Here is a 22,285-nt window from a genome sequence, read left to right as displayed (position 1 = left end):
TCCCGGGGTTGGGGGCGGGCCCGCGGGGCCGGGCCCCTTCCGCGTGTCTCGCGGCGAGGACTTACTTCGCGTTGACGTCCTCAAGACACAGGACGAACTTGTCCATGTCGTACTGCTGCGCAAGCGCCGAGTACTTGTTCTGGTCACACTTGTTGAGGTCGAAGGTGTCCTCGTGGACCTGGGCGACCTTGTAGAGGTCCTTCTTGCCCGAGTTGCAGTCCTGGGTGTCGACCTTCGGGTCGTTCTCCGGGCCGCTGACGGTGACGCAGTCGCCGACCCCGGCGTGGACCGGGGTGTCACCGGCGAGGAAGTCGAAGCCGTAGCGCACGCCGAACTTCACGGCGCCGACGACCACGATCAGCACCAGGAAGGTGAGGATCGCCTTCAGCTTGCCGCCCTTCTTCTTCGGGGCCGGCGGGGGCGCCATGGGCGCGGCTCCCGGAGCAGCGGCGAACGGGTCGGACGGCGGAGGCGTGGTCATCTCGGAATCCTTGAGCGACGTGGACACGATCAAACGCGCACGTTACACAGCACAAAAAGGCCAAAAAGGATCTCTGCCTTCCGTTACCCAATCAGATGCCGAGTCGTGATCCTGCCGGTCCGTCAGGAGAGGGCCGCCCGGCGGGACCCGGAGGGCCGAACGGCCCTCCCCACCTGGGGCTCCCGTGCGATTCCCTGAGCGGATGACCGGTCACCACGACGACTACCACGCCCTGCTCGCCCGTCGCGAGGCGATGCGGCTACGGGACAACCTCCTGCGGCCCGCCCGTACGACCAGAGCACCCGTGGCGTCGTACGACGGCGCCGCCGACCAGGAGACCATCACCCGGCACCTCGCCGCCGTCACGCCCTTCGCCGGCCTCATCGACCGCCTCTACGCCGCCATGTTCGGCCGCCACCCCTACCTCCGGCAGCTGTTCCCCGACTCCATGGAGTTCCAGCAGGCGCATCTGGAGCGCGCGTTCTGGTTCATGATCGACGGCCTCGACCGGCCCGACGAGCTCGCCGAGTCCTTCGCCCGGCTCGGCCGCGACCACCGGCGGCTCGGCGTGCTGCCCGTGCACTACCAGGTGTTCGAGGCGTCACTGGTGGAGGCGCTGCGGGGCGCCGCGGGGCCCGCCTGGGACGGCGAGGCCGAGCGGGCGTGGGTGCGGATGGTGCGGCACGTCTCCGCCGCCATGGTGGACGGCGCCCAACGGGCCGTCGGCGAGCCGGTGGCCTGGCCCGCCACGGTGACCTCGCACGAGCGGCGCGGGGACGACCTCGCCGTCGTACGGGTGCGGCCGGCCGAGCCGTACCCGTACCGCGCCGGGCAGTACGCGCGCGTGGAGTCGCCGCTGCTGCCGCACACCTGGCGGCCGTACACACCGGCCTGCGTGCCGGGCGAGGAGCTGGAGTTCCACGTCCGGCGCACCGCGCCCGGCGGGGTCGGCGACGCGCTCGTCGCGCACACGCGGGTCGGCGACGAGCTGCGGCTCGGCCCGGCGCAGGGGCGGGCCACGCTCGACGAGGAGCCGGACCGGGACATCCTGATCGTGGCCGGCGGGACCGGCTGGGCCTCCGCCAAGGCGCTGCTCCAGGAGCTCTCCCACCGTCGGCCGCCCGGCCTGTCGGCCCATCTCTTCCTGGGCGCGCGGACCGCCGGGGACTGGTACGACGGCCCCGCCCTCGAACGCCTCACGGAGCGCTGCCCGTGGCTGCGGGTGAGCCTGGTCTTCGGCGACTCGATGCTGGACGCCGTCCTCGGCGCCCGTACGGACTGGTCGGGACACATCGCGTACGTCAGCGGCCCGGCCGGTCTCGTCACCTCCGCCGTCTGGCACCTCGGGGACGCGGGCATACCGTCGGAGCGGGTGCGGCACGACCCGCTGCCGGTCGCCGCCCAGGTCCGTGGAGTGCCCGTTCCGCAACCGTAGGAGGACCTCGCGATTCCGCCGACCGGGTGCGCGGGCGGCCCGCCGTCACGCGTGATTCCCGGGAGCGGAGTCGGGCAGGCCAGGCCCTGGCCTAGGTGCCCCAGCCGTACGCCCCCTGGGGGCCCCGCGGGTCCATCTGGCGCTGGTGGTCGAGCGCGCGGCGCAGGTCGGCGGCGAGGGGGTGGTACGGGCCGTGGGTGCGCTCCACGTCGAAGAGCAGCGCCCGCAACTCGCTCTGGCCCGACGCGTGGTCGCCCATCGCGAGCAGCAGCAGCCCGATCCGGTGCCGGATGTCGAAGGCCCGCGAGCCCGGTTCGGCGGACTGCTGGTAGGGCAGCAGGGCGCGGTACTCGGCGAGCGCCGCCGGGTCGCCGAGCTGCTCCAGGCACTGGGCCACGTCGAAGCGGAACTGCAGCGTCTGCGGGTCGGCCGGGCCCGCCTCCGCCGCGCGGTCGGCGGCGAGCCGGCGCAGCTCGGGCAGGGCGCGGCGGTACTGGCCGTCGTCCATCAGCGTGCTCGCGTACTGCTTGCGCAGGATGCGGACGACCGGCGACTGCTCGCCGTGCTCGGCGGCGGCCGCCGGGAGGATGCCGCCGAGGATGTCCACGGCCTGCGTGATGGAGCCCTCGCCGAGCAGCCGCTTCACCTCGTCCACGGCCGCCGCGACGTCCGGCTTGGCGGGCATCGCGGGGGCCGTCGGCGGTGCCGGGGCGGCGGTCCGCTCCGGCCAGGGCGCGTGCGGGCGGCGGAACGGACGGGTCGGGTCCAGCGGGCCGGAGGGGCCGGGTGCGCCGCGCTGCGGCAGGAGCGGCAGCAGCGTCTCGTACACCTCCTCGGCGCCCGACGGCCGGGCCTGCGGGTCCTTCGCGAGCAGCCGGAGCACGAGCGCTTCCAGGGCCTCCGGCACCTCGGGCCGCAGCCGGCGCACGGGGACGGGCGGCTCGTACAGGTGCCGGTGCAGCACGCCGAGGGCGGTGGAGCCGGCGAAGGGCACGTTTCCGCTGAGGAGTTCGTGCAGCGTCACCCCGAGCGCGTACAGGTCGGTGTACGGGCCGACGGCGCCGCCCATCGCCTGCTCGGGCGCCATGTAGGCGGGGCTGCCGATGGGCGAGCCGGTGTGCGTGAGGCGGGTGGTGTCGGTGTCGAGGACGGACGCCACGCCCAGGTCGAGCACGGTGACCGCGCCGTCGGGGCGGACCATCACGTTCCGCGGCTTGAGGTCGCGGTGCACGATCGGCACGGCGTGCACGGCGGCGAGCACCGCGCACAGCTGCGCGGCGACGGACACCGCCCACGGCCACGGGTACGGGTCGTGCTCGGCCAGGTGGTCGGCGAGGTCCGCGCCCTCCACGTACTGCATGACCAGGTACAGGTCGTCGCCGTCGCTGCCCGCGTCGTGCACGGTGACCAGGCCCGGGTGGTCGACCTGCGCCGTCACCCGGCACTCGCGCACGAAGCGGCGCCGCAGCTCGTCGGCGGCCGTCGCCGGGCCGCTGAGGCCGGCGGGCTGGAGCAGCTTGACCGCGACGCGCCGGTCGAGCCGGCCGTCGTAGGCCGTCCAGACCTGGCCCATGCCGCCCTGGCCGATGAGGGTGGCCAGCTCGTAGCGCCCCGCGACGATCCGGCCGTTCACCGGCCGCCTTCCCGCGGGTCTCTGCGCAGGAGGTCGCTGAGCTCGTCGAGTTCGGCGCGGACCTGGTGAATGCGGGGGTTCGGGGGCGTGACGGGTTGAGGCTGGGGCTGCGGCTGGGGCTGCGCTTGCGGCTGGGGCTGGGGCTGCGGCTGGACCGGCGGGTAGCCGTAGCCCTGGCCCTGGTGGTGCGCCGGGACCGTGGCCGCGTACGGGTTGTACGGGGACGGGAGCGGGACCTGGGCCGGTGCGGCGGGCGTGCGGTCGTGGCGTATGTCCACGACGAGGAAGTACGCCGTGAACGCCACCGCGTTGAGCAGGATCATCCCGACGACCCAGTCGGCCCGGGTCGCGTCGGGATCCTCCGGCATCAGCACCAGGCCCGCGACGACGACGGCGACCGAGACGGCGAGCAGGATCCAGTCCCACACCTTGCGGGTCAGCAGGGCGATGCGCAGCGCCGTCGCCCAGGTGAGGAAGCCGATGCTGAGCAGCGGCAGCACGGCGAAGAGCACGCGCAGCACGATGACGGACGCCGGCACCCCGCGCTGCGGAGTCGGCGTCGGCTGCGGATAGCCGTGGCCGTACATAACTGCTCCTGGATCGAACCGTCTGTCGGAGACGAGCGTATACACCGACTCCGACAGTCACCCAGGGGTTGTACGGATCGGACGATCAGGGTGCGACCGTGCCGTCCGCCAGGCCGTCGTACATGCCCTGCACCAGCTGCTCCCCCAGCCGGCCCGCGAGCCGCAGCGCCTGCTCGAACTCCGCGAGGGCCCGGAAGCGGGCCCCGTACCGCCGCTGTTCGGCGAGCGGCAGGCGCGGCAGCTGGAGGCGGCGGACGTCGAGCCGGGTGGCGGTGGAGGCGTACGAGCTGGCCTGGCGGTTGTTGGCGGTGGCGCGCAGGAATCCGGCCAGGAACCAGGGGTCGAGGGCGGCCGGGTCGGGGCGCAGGAGGTGCACGTTGCGGCCGAGGGCGGCGCCCGTGGTGGCCCGGTCGGCCGCGTCGACGACCCGGGCGACCGAGCCGCCGCCGAGGACGGGGACGACGACGTCGCCGGCGGCGAGCAGCGCCGGTTCCTCGGCGGGTTCGCCGGGCGGGGCCTCGGGCAGGGTGCCGGACGGCGGCTGGGCGGCGAGCACGTCGGTGTCGGTGAGGACGGCGACGGGGGCGGTCCCGGCGGCGGTCGTGCCGGTGCCGCCGGCCCGGAGGGTGAGGGCGCCGGCCCGGGCCAGCTCGCCGACGGTCGTGACGGGCCAGCGGCCGGCCGGGCCGCCGGTGTCGGCGGCGGGCGGCGGGGTCAGCTCGCGGGTACGGCGCAGGACGGCGGTCAGCCGGTCGCGCACGCCGTCGAGCTGGGCCGCGCCCTCGGCGGCGGCGGGCGGCGGGAGATGGCGGGCGGGGGCCAGGTCGACGTCGTCGTCGAGGAGTTCGATGACGGGGACGGACCGGCTCTCGCCGGGGGTCTCGGCGAGCGTGCCGTCCTGGTCGAAGGGGCGCCAGGCGTCGAGGACGGCGGTCTCGACGGCGGGCCAGTCGAGCCGGTCACGGCCGGCGGCGCTCGTCTCGGTCGCCGTGTCGACGAGGAGCAGCTCGGCGGGCGGGCGTTCGCCGGGGACGGGCTTGCGCAGCACCCAGAGGTGGAGCGGGATGCCGTACGGGGGCGCCGCGCCGGCCGGGAGCGCGACGACGGCCCGCAGCGCGCCGCGGCGCAGCAGGTCGGCGCGGATGCGGCGGCCGGAGCGGCGGGAGGCGGCGGCGGGCGGCATGAGCAGGACGGCGGTGCCGCCGGGGCGCAGCCGGGCCAGGGCGTGCTGGACCCAGGCCAGCTCGGACTCCGTGCGGGCCGGGAAGCCGTACTCCCAGCGCGGGTCGTAGGCGAGCTCGTCGTGGCCCCAGTTGCGCTCGTTGAAGGGCGGGTGGCAGACGACGGCGTCGACGGCGAGGGCCGGGAAGGCGTCGGCGCGGAGGGTGTCACCGGGCAGGACGTGGACGGTGGGGCCCTTGGGCGCCGTGCCGCCGAGGGCGAGGCGCAGGGCGGTGAGCGCGGCGAGGTCGCGGTCGGCGTCCTGGCCGTGGAGGGCGGTGGCGCCGGTGGCCGCCCGGAGGAGGGCGCCGGTGCCGCAGGCGGGGTCGAGGACGGTGGCGGCGGGGCCGGCGAGGGCCGCCATGAGGGCGGCGGGGCCGGGCGGGGTGAGTGTGTACTGGCGCGGGTTGGCGTCCAGATGGCGGCCGAGCAGGAACTCGAAGGCGTCGGCGGGGCCGGTCTCGGCGGCCAGGTCGGCCGCGCCGCGCAGGAGCGGGACGGACGGGACGAGTTCGTGCGCGGCCGGGGTGCGGACGGACCGGGGGACGCCGAGGCGCTCGGTCAGCGTCTCCTCCAGCGGCACCGGGAGCACCTGCGCGAGCCGCTCGTCGGGTGCCGCGGCCAGCGCGGGCCAGGCGCCGGCCCGGTCCCGGACGAGGAGGAGGACGCAGCCCGCGTGCACGAGGGCGGTGACGGGGCCCGCGGGGTGGCCGGCGATCTGCTGCCAGACGCGCTCGCGCAGCGGGACCTCGGCGAGCTTGCCCTGGACCCGCAGCCACTCCTCGACGTCGGCGAGGGCGAAGGACGGGCTGGTCTCCGTGCCGCCGACCGGCTTGGGGAAGTCGGCGTGACGGCGGCGCCAGTTGCTCACGGCCGCCCGGCCGACACCCGCGAGGCGGGCGATGCCCGCGGCGGTCACCTCGGCTGCGGTCTCCGCTGCGGTCGCCTCGGCTGCGCTCTCCGGCATGTGCCGCTCCCCTCGTGCCCTCGTGTGTGACCCCGATCTTACTGACGAACGCTGGCGACACCACTTCACAGCGTGAGCTGACCAAAACTTTGTGAACCGTGTTGACTCGGTTCACACGCTCTGCTGTGATTGATCCATCGCGCCAGACAAACTCACTGTCCGGGAGGACACATGTCGTACACGCAGGCTCCGGTGGCCATGCGGAACGGGCTCGGCACCGCGGCCCTGATCCTCGGCATCATCGGCACGCTCTCCGGCCTCATCCCGCTCTTCTTCTGGCTCGCCGGCATCCTCGGCCTGATCGCGCTGATCCTGGGCCTGGTCGGCAAAGGCCGCGTGAAGCGCGGCGAGGCCAACAACAAGGGAGTCGCGCTCACCGGCGCGATCCTGGGCCTCGCGGGCCTGGTCCTCTCGGTGGTCGGCGCGGTCATCACGTTCACCGCGGTCAACGACGCCGTGAACGAGATCGACAAGACGCTCAAGGACCTGCCCAGCGCCACCGCCCCGGCCGTGCAGAACCCGGGCGGCAAGCCGCTCGCGGCCGGTGACACCTCCGTCTACGACGACAACCTGAAGGTCACCGTCTCCGAGCCGAAGGCGTACACGCCGGACGAGTTCGCGGTCGGCCACACCAAGGGCAACAAGGCGTGGCAGGTCACCGTCACGATCGAGAACGGCGGCAAGAAGAGCTTCGACAGCGTCCTGACCTCGCTGACCGCCCGCACCGGCTCGAACGGCGCCACGGCCGAGGAGATCACCGACGACAAGGTCGGCGGCGGCTTCACCGGCTCCGTCCTGCCTGGTAAGAAGGCCACGGCCACCTTCGCCTTCGACACCCCGGCCGCCGCCAAGGACCTCACCGTCGAGGTCGCCCCGGGTGGCGACTACGCCGGCGTCCAGTGGGACCTGAAGCTCGGCTGACTCAGCCGCCCCACCCCCTCCCCTCGCACCACCCCCTCGGAGAACCACCATGTCTGCCACCGCCCGCCCGCGCCGCACGGCCCTCGTCACGGCCCTGTGCGCCGCCACCCTCGCCCTGGGTGCGACCGCCTGCGGCCCCTTCGACACCATGGACTCGGACGCGGGCCCGGGCTCGGGCAAGCCGAAGGCCACCGGTCCGTTCGCGGAGCTGACCGGATCCCAGGTCGCCGACAAGGCCATGGCCACGACGAAGTCGGCGAAGTCGCTCAGCCTCGACATCGACTACAAGACCTCTGACGGCCCCATGAAGGCGTTCGTCTCCACCGATCACCAGGGCCTCTGCACCGGCACGATGACCATCGGCGCCACCGGCACCGCCGAGCTCATCCGCCCCGCCGACAAGGCCGTGTACCTCCGCTTCGACAAGGCCTTCCTGAAGGAGCAGACGAAGGGCGAGTCGGCCGAGGTCCAGCGGCAGGTCATGAAGCAGCTCAAGGGCCGCTGGATCAAGACCGACACCAAGGACCCGGACGCCAAGGACATGCTCGACCTGTGCGACCTGAAGACGCTGCTCGCCGACTTCGAAGGGCCGTACGCGGGAGTGGTGAAGGGGAAGGAGACCACGGTCGACGGCCGGAAGGCGCTCCCCCTCACCCAGGACGCCGGCGGCGAGAAGAGCACCGTGTACGTCGCCACCGAGGGCACCCCGTACGTCCTGCGGATCGTGACGACGGGCGGCTCGGAGCCCGGCACGCTGACCCTCTCCGGCTTCGACGAGCCGGTGGAGGCGAAGACCCCGCCGAAGAAGGACGTGGTGGACGAGAAGAGCCTCGGCTGACGAGCCGGTGACACGCGAGCGGCGTGAGGACCTCCGGAGGGGGGGGTGGTCCTCACGCCGCTCGCGTGTTCTGCGGTTTTCGACGCGGCTCAGAGCCGGTGGCGCACCCAGATGTTGGGCTCGACGTAGACCGCGTAGCCGCGGACCGTGTCGCAGTGGACCGGGACCAGGGCACCCGGGACGTCGACCGGGCCGTCGGTGTCGAACGGGAGGCCGGTCCACGCGCGCCACTGCGCCACGGAGCCGCCGATCGTCATCGACGCCGGCGCCACCTTCTCCACCGTGCCGCCGGCCCGTACGTGCACGCGCAGCCACGGGTCGTGCGGCAGGCCGTCCGACTCGCGGGTGCGCTGGGCGTACTCGTGGATGGAGGAATCGGCCTCCAGGTGCTTGCCGTTCGGCCGCAGCGGCGCCACCAGGTCGGTGTGACCGAGGCGGCGGGCGTTGTCGCGCATCGCGGCCAGCATGCGGTGCGAGACGCCGTTGCCCAGCGCGCTCGTGTCCACGGTGATCTCGATCGCGCTGACGGTGTCGGGCGTGCGGCCGTGCCGCAGGTCCGCGAACGCCCAGAGGAGGACCTGGTCCCAGCCGGTGTCGGGCAGCTCGCCGCGGCCCTCCGCCCGGAGCTGGAACGGCACGCTGAAGCCGCGCGCCACGACGTCCTCGCCGTCGGCGCCGTCGGTCGCGACGAGCACGTACTCCGGGAACTCGGCCACGATCCGCCCGATGTGGCTCCAGCCGACCGGGTCGTACATCATGAACTCCGGCCAGAGGTCTTTCATCTGCCACAGCTTCCCGGCGAGTGCGGGGCGTTCGGCGAGCGTCGTGATGTGCAGGTCCATGCGCGCGAGGTTATGCGCGCCGGGGCGGCCGGTGAAACGATTTTCCGTGCAGGTCGGCGTGCAGGGGCGAGGCGGGCGCGCGTCGCTCACACCTTGCCGATGCCCAGCGTGTTCTCCGACGGCAACAGGCCCGAGCCCACGATCGTCAGCCACGGGCCGCCGAGCAGCGCGTCGAGCCGGGCCGTCGCCTCGGCGCCGAGCGCGACCCACGGCGCGGCCGCGAGCTCGTCGGTGCGGAGTTCGACCTCGGCGCGCAGGGCGCGGCCGGCGTCGGTCGCCGTGCCGTCGGGGCGGACGAGGCCGCGGGCGGCGAGGCGGGCGCGGGCGGCGGACCAGTCGGCGGCGGACCAGCCGCGGGTCTCGAAGGTGGCCTCGGCGGCGGCGCCCACGGCCGCGAAGGAGACCAGGGACTCGGCGGGGTCGAGGCCGGCGGTGACGAGCGCGGCGAGGTGGCCGTCGCCTCGGTGCTCGCGCAGGATCGTCGCGGCCTGCCACAGGACGAGGTGCGGGGCGTCGGGCCAGGGGAGTTCGGCGTGGGCGGCGGCCATGGGACGGCCGGCCGTCGGGGCGGCCTCGGCGGCGCGGCGGGCGAGGACGGCGGCCTCGGCGATCTCGGGGCTCGCGAGGACGTCGTCGCCGAGGATCGTGCGGTACGCGCGGTCGACGGCGCGCAGCCGGCCCGCGAGCACGTCGGCGGGCGAGGCGACCCCCCAGGCGGCGGGGACGTGCCGGGCGACCTTCTCCGGGCTGAACGTGTAGAAGGCGGACGTGACCCGCTCGGCGCCGACCGGGCCGAGGGCGGCGGCGCGCCAGGCGAAGTAGCTGGGCCAGCGGTCGGACACGTCGTAGCCGAGGGCGGCGGCCTCCTCGAACGCCTCGGGGGCGTAGTAGAGCACCGAGTGCAGGGGTTCGAGCAGGTGCCACATCTGGCGGACACGGGCCGGTTCGACGGACGTTCCCACGGTTGCCTCCACGGTCATGACGGCTCCTCCCGAGCACTCATCTTGCCAGTGCCTAGATTGCTCCCGTCGCTCGAACTTGTCAATGACTAGATTCCGCGTAACCTGCTGCCATGGCCAACCGGCGCACCTACCACCACGGCGACCTGCGGCAGGCCGTCCTCACCGCCGCCCTCGACGTCATCGCGACCGAGGGCCCCGGCGCGCTCAGCCTGCGCGACCTCGCGCGCCGCGCCGGCGTCTCGCACGCCGCGCCCGCGCACCACTTCAAGGACCGCACGGGCCTGCTCACCGCGATCGCCGCCCAGGGCTACGACCTGCTCGCCGAGGCCCTCGCCGGCGCGCCCGACCTGCGGGAGCGCGGCGTGCGGTACGTACGGTTCGCGGCCGCGCACCCCGCGCACTTCCAGGTGATGTTCCAGCCCGACCTGTACCGGGAGCGGGGCGACGACGCCGAGCTGCTCGCCGCCAGGGCGCGCGCCTCGGCCGAGCTCCGCAGCGGCGCCGCCACCCTCGCCGCCGATCCGGCCGTCGCCCGCGACACCGGCATCGCCGCCTGGTCCCTCGCGCACGGCTTCGCGACCCTGCTGCTCACCCGCAACCTGGACGACCCGCTGGGCGGGCGGGACCCGGGCGAGACGTTCCGCGCACTGACCGGACTGCTCGGTTCCGGTCAACTCCCCGACAGCGCACGGGAATAGCCCGAGTCGATCACGCCTTGTCCCTGTCACACGCAGCCACAAAGACAACGGGGACCAGACATGACCAGCCGCACCACCCTCCGGCGCGCAGGGCTCGCCCTGCTCGCCGCCCTCACCCTCACCACCCTGCCCGCCACCTCCGCCACCGCGGCCGTGCAGCCGGCCTCGCAGCCCAACTGGCACGGCGCCTGGGCCGCGTCACCGCAGTCCCCCACGGCCCCCTTCGGCCCCAACTGGTCCACGCAGGGCTTCGACGACCAGACCGTGCGCCAGACCGTGCGGGTCACGACGGGCGGCACGAAGGCCCGGATCGAGCTCACGAACCGTTACGGCTCCACCCCGCTGCACATCACCGGCGCCACCGTCGCGCGCACCGCCAAGGGCGGCGCCGTGGAGCCCGGTTCGGTCCGCACGCTGACCTTCGGCGGCGGCCGCACGTCCGTCACCGTGCCCGCCGGCGGCACCCTCCTCAGCGACGGCGTGCCGTTCAGGACCCACGCGCTCGAGTCCGTCACCGTCACGCTCTACCTCGCGGGCCCGACCGGCCCCGCCACCTTCCACCACTTCGCCTCCGCCACCAGCTACCGCGCCTCCGGCGACCACCGCGCCGACGCGTCGGGCGCGGCCTTCACCGAGACCAGCACGTCCTGGTACTACCTCTCCGGCGTCGAGGTCTCCGGCGGCCCGGCCACCGCGCAAGGCCCCCGCCGCGACGGCATCGTCGCCTTCGGCGACTCCATCACCGACGGCGTCGGCTCCACCCCCGGCGCCGACAACCGCTACCCCGACGAGCTGGCCGAGCGTCTCGCCGCCACCGGCCGCCCCCGGGCCGTGCTCGACCACGGCATCGGCGGCAACGAGGTCACCAACGACACCACCTGGGCCGGCGAGAAGGCCGTCGCCCGCTTCAGGAAGGACGTGCTGACGGAGAAGGGCGTCGGCACGGTCATCCTCCTGGAGGGCATCAACGACATCGGCGGCAGCGGCCCGGCCTTCCCCGGCGGCCCGACCCCCGAGGTCTCCGTCAACCAGCTCATCGAGGGCCACCGCACCCTCATCCGCCAGGCCCACGCCCACGGCATCAAGGTCGTCGGCGCGACCCTCACCCCGATCAAGGGCTCCTTCTACTTCACCCCGGAGAACGAGGCGAAGCGCGAGGCGTTCAACGAGTGGGTCCGCACCTCCGGCGCGTACGACAGCATCGTCGACTTCGACCGCGCCGTCGCCGACCCGGCCGACCCCGACCGCATACTCCCCGCCTACGACTCCGGCGACCACCTGCACCCGGGCGACGCCGGCTACCGGGCGATGGCCGACGCGCTCGACCTCGACGAGCTGTAGGACCCGTCACGGGTGCGGGGCGCGGACCCGATCCGGCCCCGCGCCCCGCACCCGTACCCGTACACACCCCCGGACGGCTACGACCCGAGGATCTCCGCCAGGAACTCGCCCGTCCACGCCAGCAGTTCGCGGCCCACCACGGGCTTGCCGCCGATCTTCCCCGTCGTCGGGCGCGGCACCAGAATCTGGTGGACGGCGGGCTTGATGACCGACTTCGGGTGGAGCCGCTTGAGGCGGAGCTCCTGCGACTCGCGCAACTCCACCGGCGCGAAGCGGATGTTGGGACCCTGGAGGACGATCTCGCCGACACCGCAGGCCCGCGCCAGCATGCGCAGGCCGGCGACGAGGAGGAGGTTCTCGACGGGCTCGGGCAGCTTGCCGTAGCGGTCGGTGAGCTCCTCGCGCACGGCCTTGATGTCGGCCTCCGAGTTGGCGGACGCGATGGCGCGGTACGCCTGGAGGCGCAGCCGCTCGCCCGGCGCGTAGTCGTGCGGGACGTGCGCGTCGACCGGCAGCTCGATCTTGACCTCCAGCGGCGCCTCCTCCTCGGCGCCGCCCTCCAGCGAGGCCCGGTAGTCGGCGACCGCCTCGCCGACCATCCGGACGTAGAGGTCGAAGCCGACGCCCGCGATGTGGCCGGACTGTTCGCCGCCGAGCAGGTTGCCCGCGCCGCGGATCTCCAGGTCCTTCATGGCCACGTACATGCCCGCGCCCATCTCGGTGTGCTGGGCGATGGTCGCGAGGCGCTCGTGGGCGGTCTCGGTCAGCGGCTTCTCCGGCGGGTACAGGAAGTAGGCGTAGCCGCGCTCGCGGCCACGGCCGACCCGGCCGCGCAGCTGGTGCAGCTGCGACAGGCCGAAGTTGTCGCCGCGCTCCACGATCAGCGTGTTGGCGTTGGAGATGTCGATGCCGGACTCGACGATCGTCGTCGACACGAGCACGTCGAACTTCTTCTCCCAGAAGTCGACGACGACCTGCTCCAGGGCCTGCTCCGACATCTGCCCGTGCGCCGTCGCGATCCGCGCCTCGGGCACGATCTCGCGCAGCCGGGCCGCCGCCCGGTCGATGGACTCGACGCGGTTGTGGATGTAGAAGACCTGGCCCTCGCGGAGCAGTTCGCGGCGGATGGCCGCGCCGATCTGCTTCTCCTCGTACGGGCCGACGAAGGTGAGGACCGGGTGCCGCTCCTCCGGCGGGGTGGTGATCGTCGACATCTCGCGGATGCCGGTGACCGCCATCTCCAGGGTGCGCGGGATCGGGGTCGCGGACATCGTGAGGACGTCGACGTTGGCACGGAGCTTCTTCAGCTGCTCCTTGTGCTCGACGCCGAAGCGCTGCTCCTCGTCGACGATGACGAGACCCAGGTCCTTGAACTTCGTCTCGGAGGAGAACAGGCGGTGGGTGCCGATGACCACGTCGACCGCACCCTCCTTCAGGCCCTCCATCGTCGCCTTCGCCTCCGTGTCCGTCTGGAAGCGGGACAGCGCGCGGACGTTGACGGGGAACTGGGAGTAGCGCTCGGAGAAGGTGCCGAAGTGCTGCTGCACGAGCAGCGTCGTCGGCACGAGGACGGCGACCTGCTTGCCGTCCTGGACGGCCTTGAAGGCGGCCCGGACGGCGATCTCGGTCTTGCCGTAGCCGACGTCGCCGCAGATCAGCCGGTCCATCGGGACCGTCTTCTCCATGTCCTCCTTCACCTCGGCGATCGTCGACAGCTGGTCGGGCGTCTCCGCGTACGGGAAGGCGTCCTCCAGCTCGCGCTGCCAGGGCGTGTCGGCACCGAAGGCGTGACCGGGCGCGGCCATGCGGGCGCTGTAGAGCTTGATCAGGTCGGCGGCGATCTCCTTGACCGCCTTCTTCGCGCGCGCCTTCGTCTTCGTCCAGTCGGCGCCGCCGAGCCGGTGCAGCGTCGGGGCCTCGCCGCCGACGTACTTGGTGACCTGCTCCAGCTGGTCGGTCGGGATGTAGAGGCGGTCGCCGGGCTGGCCGCGCTTGGCGGGGGCGTACTCGACGAGCAGGTACTCGCGGGTCGCGCCCTGCACGGTGCGCTGCACCATCTCGATGTAGCGGCCGACGCCGTGCTGCTCGTGCACGATGTAGTCGCCGGCCTCCAGGGTCAGCGGGTCGATCGTCTTGCGGCGCTTGGCCGGCATCCGCTGGCCGTCCTTGCCGGCGGCCTTCTGGCCCGACAGGTCGGTCTCCGTCAGGACCGCGAGCTTCAGCTCCGGGTCGACGAAGCCGTAGTCGATCGCGCCGCAGGCGACGTGCACGACGGACGGCGCGATCTCCTTCAGGTCCGCGTCCAGGCGGGCGGCGATGCCTTCGCCGCCGAGGACCTCGACGGTGCGGGAGGCCGGGCCGTGCGCCTCCGTCACGTACACCGTGCGCCAGCCGTCGGCCAGCCAGCCCTTGGTGTCGGCGAGGGCGCGGGCGGTGTCGCCGCGGTACGTCTCCGGGGCGTGCATGCCCAGCTTCAGCGTGTCCGTGCCGACGGTCTCGTCCGCCGCGAACGGGGACACCGACCACCACATCATGTCCAGCTCGCGCGCCCGGTCCCGGACGTCCGCGATCCCCCACAGCGAGGCCGCGCCGACGTCGATCGGGGCCTCGCCGCCGCCCGCCGTCGCCGCCCACGACGCCTGCAGGAACTCCTGCGACGTGGCGACGAGGTCGGCGGCCCGCGTCCGCACCCGCTCCGGGTCGCAGACGACCGCCATCGAGCCCTTGGGCAGGACGTCGAGCAGCAGCTCCATGTCGTCGACGAGGACCGGCGCCAGCGACTCCATGCCCTCCACGGCGATGCCCTCGGCGATCTTGCCGAGCAGCTCGCCCAGCTCCGGATGCTGCTCGGCGAGCGCCGCCGCCTTCTCCCGTACGGAATCGGTCAGCAGCAGCTCGCGGCAGGGCGGGGCCCACAGACCGTGCTCGGCGACTTCCAGGGAGCGCTGGTCGGCGACCTTGAAGTAACGGATCTCCTCGACGTCGTCGCCCCAGAACTCGATCCGGAGCGGGTGCTCCTCGGTCGGCGGGAAGACGTCCAGGATGCCGCCGCGGACCGCGAACTCGCCGCGCTTCTCGACCAGCTCCACCCGGGAGTACGCGGCCGCCGCGAGGCCCTCGACGATCTCGTTCAGGTCCGCCGTCTGGCCCGTCCTGAGCGCCACGGGCTCCAGGTCGCCCAGGCCCTTGACCTGTGGCTGGAGCACGGAACGGACCGGCGCGACGACCACGCTGACCGGGCCGGCCGCCGGGTCGTCCGGCGACGGGTGCGCGAGCCGGCGCAGCACGGCGAGGCGGCGGCCGACCGTGTCGGAGCGGGGCGACAGGCGCTCGTGCGGCAGCGTCTCCCACGACGGGTAGTCCACGACCGTGTCGGGGTCGAGGAGCGAGCGCAGGGCCGCCGCCAGGTCCTCGGCCTCGCGGCCCGTCGCCGTGACGGCGAGCACCGGACGCCCGGCCTCGCGCGCGAGCGCGGCCACGGCGAAGGGGCGGGCCGCGGGCGGGCCGACCAGGTCGACGTGCGCGCGGTTGCCGTCGCGCGCGGCCTTCACCGCTTCGGCGAGGGCCGCGTCTCGTACGACGACATCAAGCAGACCGTGCAGGCTCATGGGTCTTCCATCCCGGCAGAGGGCAACGCGAACCGCCCGACACGTCTCACGGGCCGGGGGCTCCAGCGTACGCCGAGGCGCCGACAGCCGCCGGGCCACAGCGCGCCGCGAGGGCCGGCCGGTGGACGCCGGCCGGCCCTCGCGTCCCTCACCTCAGTGGCTCGCCTCAGTGGCCCGGCTGATGGATGCAGGCCACGTCGTACTGGGAGACGGAGTGGACGTTGTTGTCGTTCTGGTCCTGTTCGCCCGCGTAGACGGTGCCGGCCTTGCCGTTCGGGTTGAAGGCGGAACCGGGGGCACTCACGGACTGCCCGGGCGTGGTCGGGTTGTCCTCGCAGGACGCGCCGGGCTGGCCGGCGAAGGCGGTGCCTGCGCCGATGCCCGCGGCGCCCGCCACGAGGACGGCGGATGCCACCGCAAGGGCTGCGCGCTTCACGGGATTCATGGTCGCTCTTCCTTTCACGGAGCGCTTTCGGGCGTGCGATGCAGGGGTTCCTGTCCATGAGTACGCACGGCGGAAGCGAACGGATTGCCCCGGCGCCTACTCGCTCGCGATCGCGTTCAGCACGTTCATCCGGCCCGCCCTGAACGCCGGCACCAGCGCCGCGAACAGGCCCACGAACGCCGAGCCCACGAAGACCGCCACGATCGTCGGCCACGGGATGTCCAGGACGCCCAGGCCCTCCAGGGCGAGGAGCTGCTGGGCGGCCGTGCCCCAGCCCATGCCCAGGACGAGACCGAGCAGCGCGCCGAAGAGCGCGATGACGACGGACTCCAGGCGGATCATGCGGCGCAGCTGGCGGCGGGAGAGGCCGATGGCCCGCATGAGGCCGATCTCGCGCGTCCGCTCGACGACCGACAGCGCGAGGGTGTTCACGACACCGAGCACCGCGACGATGATCGCGAGGGCGAGGAGGCCGTAGACGATGTTCAGTAGCTGGCCGACCTGGTCCTTGAGCTCCTGCTTGTAGTCGGCCTGGTCGGCGACCTTGTACTGCGGGTACGGCTTCAGGGCGGCCTTCATCGACGCGTACGCCGCGTCCTCCTGGCCGTCCTTGGCGGTGCCGAAGACCAGGAAGCTCCTGGGCATGCGGTCGGCGGGCACGTACCGCTCGGCCGTCATGAGACCGACGGACATCCGGCCCTTGTCGATCCGGGCGTCGTCGGAGGTGATCGCCGCGACGCGCAGGGTGGTCTGCCGGCCGCCGGTGAAGGCGACGGTGAGCCGGTCGCCGACCCTGACGCCGTGCTTGGCGGCGTAGTCGCCGCCGACGGACATGGCGCCCGGCCCGTACGCCTCCGCCAGGCTGCCCGCGGTGGTCTCGCGGCGCACGTCCTGGGCGTACGAGGGATCGGCGGCGACGAGACCGGTCTTCTCCTGCCTGCCGCGCGCGTCGGTGACGGTGGCGTCGACCCACTTGTAGCGGGTGACGTGGTCGAGTCCGGCGGCCTTCGCGACGGCGGCCTCGGCCTGCGGCACGATCGGCTGGCCGCCCTCGGACCGGACGATGAAGTCGGCGCCCACGGACCGGTCGAGCTCCTCCGTGGCGGAGGCGACCATCGACGAGCCGACGACCGACAGGCAGGCGACGAGCGCGAGGCCGATCATCAGGGCGGCGCCGGTGGCTCCGGTACGGCGCGGGTTGCGCAGCGCGTTGCGCTCGGCCATGCGGCCGACGGGCCCGAAGACGCGGAGCACGACCGCGCCGAGGACGCGGACGACGCCGCCCGCGAGGAGTGGGCCGACGACGACGAAGCCGAGGAGCGAGAGGACGACGCCGAGACCGAGCCACAGGGAGCCCGCGCCGGCCTCGTCGGCCCGCGTCGCGGTCCACAGCGCGGCGGCGCCGGCGGCGGTGAGGAGCAGACCGATCGCGCCGCGTACGGCCCCGGCCCGGCCGTCGGCGGGCGTGCCGGCGTCGCGCAGGGCGGCCATGGGCGAGACCTTGGCGGCCCGGCGGGCGGGCACGAAGGCGGCGACGACGGTGACGACGACGCCGAGGACGAGGCCGACGACGGGGGTGGTCCAGCGGACGGTGAGGTCCTGCGTGGACAGCTCCATGCCCATCGACGACATGAGCTGCATCAGTCCGACGGCGAGCCCGACGCCCGCCGCGACACCGGCGGCCGAGCCGACGACGCCGAGCAGCAGGGCCTCGACGAGGACGGAACGGTTGATCTGGGGCCGGGAGGAGCCGATGGCCCGCATCAGGCCGATCTCGCGGGTGCGCTGGGCGACCAGCATCGAGAAGGTGTTGACGATGAGGAAGATGCCGACGAGGAAGGCGATCCCGGCGAAGCCGAGCATCGCGTACTTCATCACGTCGAGGAAGCCGGCGACGTCCTTGCGGCCGGCGTCCGCGGTCTCGGCGGCGGTCTGCAGCCTGTAGCCGGAGCCGATCTCCGCCACCACGGCCGTCTTCAGCCCGGCATCGCTGACGCCGGCCGCCGCGTCCGCCGTGATCTGCGTGAACACGCCTTCCCGGCCGAGCAGTTCGCGCTGCGCGGTGGCGGTGTCGAACCAGACGAGCGTGGCACCGGGGTTGGTCACCTTGAACTCGGCGATGCCGGAGATCCGCGCCCGGAAGTCGCCGGTGACGGCGATCGTGCGCAGTTCGTCGCCGATCTTCAGGTGATGCTTCCCGGCCGTGCCGGCGTCGACGACGACCTCGGTCGGGCCGCGCGGCGCGTGGCCGGACGTGATCTCGACCGAACGGAGCTCGTTCGGCGTCCAGTTGGCGGCGATGGTCGGGGCGCCGGAGGCGGGGCCGACGTTCTCGTTCCGGGAGTCGACGACGGTGACGGCCGTCGAGGTGACGACGCCCTGGACGTTACGCGCCCCGTCGGCCGCCCTCACCTGCGCGACGAGGGCGCCGGGCAGCGTCTCGGGCCGGCCGTTCGACGGCATCTCGTCGTCCTTGGCGGCGCCTTTCGGGCTGACCGTGACGTCGGAGGCGGTGGTGGCGAAGAGCTTGTCGAAGGTGGTGTTCATGGTGTCGCTGAACACCAGGGTGCCGCAGACGAAGGCGACGGAGAGGAGGACGGCGACGGCGGACAGCGCCATCCGGCCCTTGTGCGCGAGGAGGTTGCGCATCGAGGTCTTGAGGACGGTCATGACGTGCGCCCCCGGGCGTCGAAATCCTTCATTCGGTCGAGGACGGCTTCCGCGGTGGGCCGGTGCATCTCGTCGACGATCCGGCCGTCGGCGAGGTAGAGGACGCGGTCGGCGTAGGAGGCGGCGACGGGGTCGTGGGTGACCATGACGATGGTCTGGCCGAGCTCGTCGACGGACTGCCGCAGGAAGCCGAGCACCTCGGCCCCGGCCCGCGAGTCCAGGTTTCCGGTCGGCTCGTCGCCGAAGATGATCTCGGGCCGGGCGGCGAGCGCCCGGGCCACGGCCACGCGCTGCTGCTGGCCGCCGGAGAGCTGGTTCGGCCGGTGCTTCAGCCGCCCGGCGAGGCCGACGGTCTCGACGACCCGCTCCAGCCATTCCGGGTCCGGCTTGCGGCCGGCGATGTCCATCGGGAGCGTGATGTTCTCCAGGGCGCTCAGCGTCGGCAGCAGGTTGAACGCCTGGAAGACGAACCCGATCCGGTCGCGCCGCAGTCGGGTGAGCTTCTTGTCCTTCAGGGCGGTGATCTCGGTCTCGTCGAGGAAGATCTGGCCGCCGCTGACGGTGTCGAGGCCCGCGAGGCAGTGCATGAGCGTGGACTTGCCGGAGCCCGAGGGCCCCATGATCGCGGTGAACTGGCCGCGGGCGATGTCCACGTCGACGTGGTCGAGCGCGATGACCCGGGTCTCCCCGGACCCGTACGCCTTGACGAGCTGTCGCGCCCGCGCGGCGACGGCCGTACTCCCCCCGGTACCCCCGGGCCTGTGGATGGTCACAGCCGAAGTCACGCCATGTCTCCTATGCATTCGTACGCCGTGTTCGTAAGAACAAGCTAAGAACGGCAGGGCCCCCGTCTCGTCCTCCGCCGGTACGAGCGGCCCCTGGGCTGTGTGAGGGAGAGACCCCTAGGGGTTTCTCCGACCCAGGTAGGGGTGGGAGGCTGCCCCGGGCGCACTTGGATGTAGGACGCATCCGCCGGGAGGCGGGGGCGGGAAGAGGGGTGGGCCGCGTGTCCGAAGCCGGGGCGACCGCGAGACGGGCGGCGGGAACGAAGACGACAGGGACGAGGGGCTCGACCCGACGCGGGCCCGTCGTCGCCGCGCTGATGCTGAGCATGGCGCTGGTCTCGCTCGACAGCACGGTCGTCGCCACCGCTGTACCGCAGATCGTCGGCGACCTCGGCGGCCTGTCGGTCTTCTCCTGGCTGTTCTCCGGCTATCTGCTCGCCGTGACCGTGACCCTGCCGGTGTACGGCAAGCTCAGCGACACCTTCGGCCGCAAACCGGTCCTGATGGCCGGCATCGCGCTCTTCCTCGCCGGCTCCGTGCTGTGCGCCTCCGCCTGGGACATGGGCTCGCTCATCGCCTTCCGCGTCGTGCAGGGCCTGGGCGGCGGCGCCCTCCAGGGCACGGTCCAGACGATCGCCGCCGACCTCTACCCGCTGAAGGAACGCCCCCGCATCCAGGCCCGCCTCTCCTCCGTCTGGGCCACCTCCGCCGTCGCGGGCCCGGCGGTGGGCGGACTGCTCGCCGGGTACGCGGACTGGCGCTGGATCTTCCTGGTCAACCTGCCGCTCGGCGGGGCGGCGCTGTGGCTGATCGCCCGCTATCTGCTGGAGCCCGGCGCCCCTGCCGTACGAGTCGGGGACGGCGTACGGGACGGGGACGGCGTACGAGTCGGGGGCGGCGTACGGGAGGGGGCGCGGCGGCCTGCCGGGCGGCGACGGGTGGCCGTCGACTGGGCCGGGGCGCTCGCCGTGTTCGGAGCCGGGACGCTGCTCCTCACCGGCCTCGTCCAGGGCGGGGTGGCCTGGCCGTGGCTGTCGGCGCCGTCACTCGGCCTGTTCGGCGGGGCGGCCGGGCTCGCCGCCCTGACCGTCGTCATCGAGCGGCGGGCCGCCGAGCCCATCATCCCCGGCTGGGTCTGGCGCCGCCGCACGATCGCCGCCGTCAACCTGGCGCTGGGCGCGCTCGGCCTGGTGATGGTCGCGCCGACCGTCTTCCTCCCCACGTACGCCCAGGCCGTCCTCGGCCTCGGCCCGATCGCGGCCGGTTTCGTGCTGTCCGCGATGCCGCTCGGCTGGCCGGTCACCGCGGCCCTCTCCAGCCGCCTCTACACCCGCATCGGCTTCCGGCAGACCGCGCTGCTCGGCATGACCCTGGCGCTCCTCGTCCTGCTCGCCTTCCCGCTCCTGCCCTTCCCGGGCGAGCCCTGGCAGCCGGCGCTGCTCATGCTGCTGCTCGGCGCGGCGCTGGGCTTCTTCCAGCTGCCGCTGGTCGTGGGCGTCCAGTCGACCGTCCCGTACGAGGAGCGGGGCACGACGACGGCGTCCGTGCTGTTCGTCCGCCAGATCGGGCAGAGCGTGGGCGCGGCCCTGTTCGGGGCCGTCGCCAACGGCGTCCTGGCGGCACGGGTCGGAGGCGGGAACGGGGACCTGGACGGCCTGGTCCGCGACCTGAAGACCCCGGGCGCGCTGACCGTCGCGGCCGCCGACCACCTGCGTCGCGCGGTCGCCGCGGCCGTCGACTACGTCTACCTGGGCGCGGCGGCCGCGGCCGCGCTCGCCGTCCTGGTCCTGCTGACGATCGCGCCGCGCCGCTTCCCGGTCCTGAAGGAACACGAGGAGCCCGAAGAGCACGAGGACGAGCACGAGAAGGCCGGAGAGTCCTAGGGGGTGGCCTCCGCGACCCTGACCGGACCGACGACGGTGAGCGGGATCCGCAGGTTCTCGCAGAGCCGGCGGGTCCGGCACAGGGCGCTCAGGCTGGCCGGTGAGGGGTCGGCGGTGGGCAGCTGGACACGGACGAGGCGGGGCCGGTGGGAGTGGACGAGGGCCTCGGTCTCCAGGAAGGCGGCGGCCCGGCTGGTGACGTCGAGGTCGCGCAGGAGCGACACGTGCAGGACGCCGTCCTCGAAGGCGTGGTGGATGAGCATCACGATCTCCTTCCCCCGCTCGACGGGCCGGCGCCGGCACCGCGGGGTCCAGGAGGACGAGCGGGGCGGACAGCGGCCCGCACACCGGCGGGCGGATCTCCGGCATGTGCCGCCGGGCGGCGGAAGGGGTCGCTACGCGACCACGTCCGACCTTGCCGGGGAACCTCGCCGGGCTCGTACGGCACAAGGCTAGGCGGAGGCCGTCGTTGATCGCACCTGGTGAGCGGGGTGGCGCCCCGGGGCGGGCTCGGGGTGGGTCAGTGGTGGGCCGCCGCCTCCTCCGCGCTCCGGGGCCACCGCAGCAGGGCGCCGATGCCGCCGGCGACGGTGTCGGTGGTCGGGACGAGAACGGCCTCGCCGCCGGTGGCGACGGCGCAGCGGACGAGGGCGTCGTCGGCCCGGGCCTGCTGCGGATGCCCCACGCCCAGCCGTTCGGCGTCGGTCCGCCGCACCGCGACCTGGTCGGGCTCGTCGCCGACCCAGATCTCCGTGCGCGGGTCGGCACCGGCCGTGCTGATCAGCAGCGTGTCGAGCCGGTGCTCGCGGGCGGCCTCGGTCACCGCCGGGATGCCCGCGACGGCCGACTCGCCCCGGCGGCCCGGGTGAGCGCGGAGACGGCCGCGATATCAGGCCGGAGACGGTGGAGTTGAGGCAGGCGGAGGGGATGAGGAAGTCCTCGCGGGTGCCGTCGGTGCGGACGCAGGA

18 protein-coding genes and 1 pseudogene are annotated in these 22,285 nt (G+C 73.5%); 6 read left to right on the top strand and 13 right to left on the bottom strand.

Features of this window, described 5'->3' with window-relative positions; all coding sequences use genetic code 11:
- Positions 1-61 precede the first annotated feature (61 nt).
- Complete coding sequence (locus tag ACWEV0_RS31965) at positions 62-481, bottom strand: LppU/SCO3897 family protein (RefSeq protein WP_453153197.1); 420 nt, start codon at positions 479-481, stop codon at positions 62-64.
- Positions 482-683: 202 nt separating this feature from the next.
- On the opposite strand from ACWEV0_RS31965, the gene ACWEV0_RS31960 reads away from it, so the two are divergent.
- Positions 684-1,916: a globin domain-containing protein gene (locus ACWEV0_RS31960; protein ID WP_453153196.1), complete on the top strand. Its 1,233-nt coding sequence runs from the start codon at positions 684-686 to the stop codon at positions 1,914-1,916.
- 91 nt (positions 1,917-2,007) lie between these two features.
- On the opposite strand, the gene ACWEV0_RS31955 is transcribed toward ACWEV0_RS31960, so the two are convergent.
- The 3 genes from ACWEV0_RS31955 to ACWEV0_RS31945 all read right to left on the bottom strand — a co-directional run bounded on the left by ACWEV0_RS31955 (position 2,008) and on the right by ACWEV0_RS31945 (position 6,324).
- On the bottom strand, positions 2,008-3,549 hold the full coding sequence (locus ACWEV0_RS31955) for a protein kinase domain-containing protein (protein WP_453153195.1): 1,542 nt from the start codon (positions 3,547-3,549) through the stop codon (positions 2,008-2,010).
- On the bottom strand, positions 3,546-4,136 hold the full coding sequence (locus ACWEV0_RS31950) for a hypothetical protein (protein ID WP_453153194.1): 591 nt from the start codon (positions 4,134-4,136) through the stop codon (positions 3,546-3,548). Before ACWEV0_RS31950 ends, ACWEV0_RS31955 begins: the two co-directional genes overlap by 4 nt.
- An 85-nt stretch (positions 4,137-4,221) precedes the next feature.
- Entirely contained in the window at positions 4,222-6,324 is a 2,103-nt protein-coding gene (locus tag ACWEV0_RS31945) for an N-6 DNA methylase (RefSeq protein ID WP_453153193.1), read from the bottom strand.
- A 171-nt stretch (positions 6,325-6,495) separates the two neighbouring features.
- On the opposite strand from ACWEV0_RS31945, the gene ACWEV0_RS31940 reads away from it, so the two are divergent.
- Together ACWEV0_RS31940 and ACWEV0_RS31935 are read left to right on the top strand one after the other, a co-directional pair.
- A complete protein-coding gene (locus tag ACWEV0_RS31940) occupies positions 6,496-7,245 on the top strand; it encodes a DUF4190 domain-containing protein (protein ID WP_453153192.1) in 750 nt (249 codons plus the stop codon).
- Between the two features lie 49 nt (positions 7,246-7,294).
- On the top strand, positions 7,295-8,083 hold the full coding sequence (locus tag ACWEV0_RS31935; protein WP_453153190.1) for a hypothetical protein: 789 nt from the start codon (positions 7,295-7,297) through the stop codon (positions 8,081-8,083).
- 89 nt (positions 8,084-8,172) lie between these two features.
- On the opposite strand, the gene ACWEV0_RS31930 is transcribed toward ACWEV0_RS31935, so the two are convergent.
- Positions 8,173-8,925: an N-acetyltransferase gene (locus ACWEV0_RS31930; protein ID WP_453153188.1), complete on the bottom strand. Its 753-nt coding sequence runs from the start codon at positions 8,923-8,925 to the stop codon at positions 8,173-8,175.
- Positions 8,926-9,011: 86 nt separating this feature from the next.
- A complete protein-coding gene (locus ACWEV0_RS31925) occupies positions 9,012-9,905 on the bottom strand; it encodes an SCO6745 family protein (RefSeq protein ID WP_453153187.1) in 894 nt (297 codons plus the stop codon).
- Positions 9,906-9,997: 92 nt separating this feature from the next.
- Here ACWEV0_RS31925 and ACWEV0_RS31920 point away from each other — a divergent pair, with 92 nt between their 5' ends.
- A complete protein-coding gene (locus ACWEV0_RS31920; protein WP_453153186.1) occupies positions 9,998-10,585 on the top strand; it encodes a TetR/AcrR family transcriptional regulator in 588 nt (195 codons plus the stop codon).
- A gap of 60 nt (positions 10,586-10,645) precedes the next feature.
- Positions 10,646-11,926 carry an SGNH/GDSL hydrolase family protein gene (locus ACWEV0_RS31915; protein ID WP_453153185.1) on the top strand — a complete coding sequence of 427 codons (1,281 nt, stop codon included), beginning with the start codon at positions 10,646-10,648 and terminating at the stop codon, positions 11,924-11,926.
- 77 nt (positions 11,927-12,003) lie between these two features.
- Here the strand turns inward: ACWEV0_RS31915 and mfd are convergent, their stop codons facing one another.
- The 4 genes from mfd to ACWEV0_RS31895 all read right to left on the bottom strand — a co-directional run bounded on the left by mfd (position 12,004) and on the right by ACWEV0_RS31895 (position 19,434).
- Positions 12,004-15,534, bottom strand: a complete 3,531-nt coding sequence (gene mfd / locus ACWEV0_RS31910) for a transcription-repair coupling factor (RefSeq protein ID WP_453153184.1) — start codon at positions 15,532-15,534, stop codon at positions 12,004-12,006.
- A 166-nt stretch (positions 15,535-15,700) separates the two neighbouring features.
- Positions 15,701-15,979, bottom strand: coding sequence for a hypothetical protein (locus ACWEV0_RS31905; protein WP_453153183.1), 279 nt, complete (start codon positions 15,977-15,979; stop codon positions 15,701-15,703).
- Between the two features lie 96 nt (positions 15,980-16,075).
- Entirely contained in the window at positions 16,076-18,649 is a 2,574-nt protein-coding gene (locus tag ACWEV0_RS31900; protein WP_453153182.1) for an ABC transporter permease, read from the bottom strand.
- Positions 18,646-19,434, bottom strand: coding sequence for an ABC transporter ATP-binding protein (locus tag ACWEV0_RS31895; RefSeq protein WP_453153181.1), 789 nt, complete (start codon positions 19,432-19,434; stop codon positions 18,646-18,648). Before ACWEV0_RS31895 ends, ACWEV0_RS31900 begins: the two co-directional genes overlap by 4 nt.
- Positions 19,435-19,655: 221 nt before the next feature.
- Here ACWEV0_RS31895 and ACWEV0_RS31890 point away from each other — a divergent pair, with 221 nt between their 5' ends.
- Positions 19,656-21,317, top strand: a complete 1,662-nt coding sequence (locus ACWEV0_RS31890) for an MFS transporter (protein WP_453153180.1) — start codon at positions 19,656-19,658, stop codon at positions 21,315-21,317.
- Here the strand turns inward: ACWEV0_RS31890 and ACWEV0_RS31885 are convergent.
- The 3 genes and pseudogenes from ACWEV0_RS31885 to ACWEV0_RS31875 all read right to left on the bottom strand — a co-directional run.
- Positions 21,314-21,580 carry a hypothetical protein gene (locus ACWEV0_RS31885; protein ID WP_453153179.1) on the bottom strand — a complete coding sequence of 89 codons (267 nt, stop codon included), beginning with the start codon at positions 21,578-21,580 and terminating at the stop codon, positions 21,314-21,316. The genes ACWEV0_RS31890 and ACWEV0_RS31885 overlap by 4 nt on opposite strands.
- A gap of 257 nt (positions 21,581-21,837) precedes the next feature.
- A complete protein-coding gene (locus tag ACWEV0_RS31880; protein ID WP_453153198.1) occupies positions 21,838-22,140 on the bottom strand; it encodes a hypothetical protein in 303 nt (100 codons plus the stop codon).
- A 58-nt stretch (positions 22,141-22,198) separates the two neighbouring features.
- Positions 22,199-22,285: pseudogene (locus tag ACWEV0_RS31875) on the bottom strand (cysteine protease StiP domain-containing protein); the annotation flags it as partial.

This window comes from Streptomyces sp. NPDC003943, assembly GCF_053605265.1.
This window is presented reverse-complemented; position numbering and strand designations above follow the sequence as displayed.

Coding starts and splice junctions, on each gene's coding strand:
- ACWEV0_RS31940 (WP_453153192.1), top strand. CDS start 6,496: ATGTCGTACACGCAGGCTCCGGTGGCCATGCGGAACGGGCTCGGCACC.
- ACWEV0_RS31960 (WP_453153196.1), top strand. CDS start 684: ATGACCGGTCACCACGACGACTACCACGCCCTGCTCGCCCGTCGCGAG.
- ACWEV0_RS31945 (WP_453153193.1), bottom strand. CDS start 6,324: ATGCCGGAGAGCGCAGCCGAGGCGACCGCAGCGGAGACCGCAGCCGAG.
- mfd (WP_453153184.1), bottom strand. CDS start 15,534: ATGAGCCTGCACGGTCTGCTTGATGTCGTCGTACGAGACGCGGCCCTC.
- ACWEV0_RS31930 (WP_453153188.1), bottom strand. CDS start 8,925: ATGGACCTGCACATCACGACGCTCGCCGAACGCCCCGCACTCGCCGGG.
- ACWEV0_RS31965 (WP_453153197.1), bottom strand. CDS start 481: ATGACCACGCCTCCGCCGTCCGACCCGTTCGCCGCTGCTCCGGGAGCC.
- ACWEV0_RS31915 (WP_453153185.1), top strand. CDS start 10,646: ATGACCAGCCGCACCACCCTCCGGCGCGCAGGGCTCGCCCTGCTCGCC.
- ACWEV0_RS31920 (WP_453153186.1), top strand. CDS start 9,998: ATGGCCAACCGGCGCACCTACCACCACGGCGACCTGCGGCAGGCCGTC.
- ACWEV0_RS31935 (WP_453153190.1), top strand. CDS start 7,295: ATGTCTGCCACCGCCCGCCCGCGCCGCACGGCCCTCGTCACGGCCCTG.
- ACWEV0_RS31950 (WP_453153194.1), bottom strand. CDS start 4,136: ATGTACGGCCACGGCTATCCGCAGCCGACGCCGACTCCGCAGCGCGGG.
- ACWEV0_RS31900 (WP_453153182.1), bottom strand. CDS start 18,649: ATGACCGTCCTCAAGACCTCGATGCGCAACCTCCTCGCGCACAAGGGC.
- ACWEV0_RS31905 (WP_453153183.1), bottom strand. CDS start 15,979: ATGAATCCCGTGAAGCGCGCAGCCCTTGCGGTGGCATCCGCCGTCCTC.
- ACWEV0_RS31885 (WP_453153179.1), bottom strand. CDS start 21,580: ATGCTCATCCACCACGCCTTCGAGGACGGCGTCCTGCACGTGTCGCTC.
- ACWEV0_RS31925 (WP_453153187.1), bottom strand. CDS start 9,905: ATGACCGTGGAGGCAACCGTGGGAACGTCCGTCGAACCGGCCCGTGTC.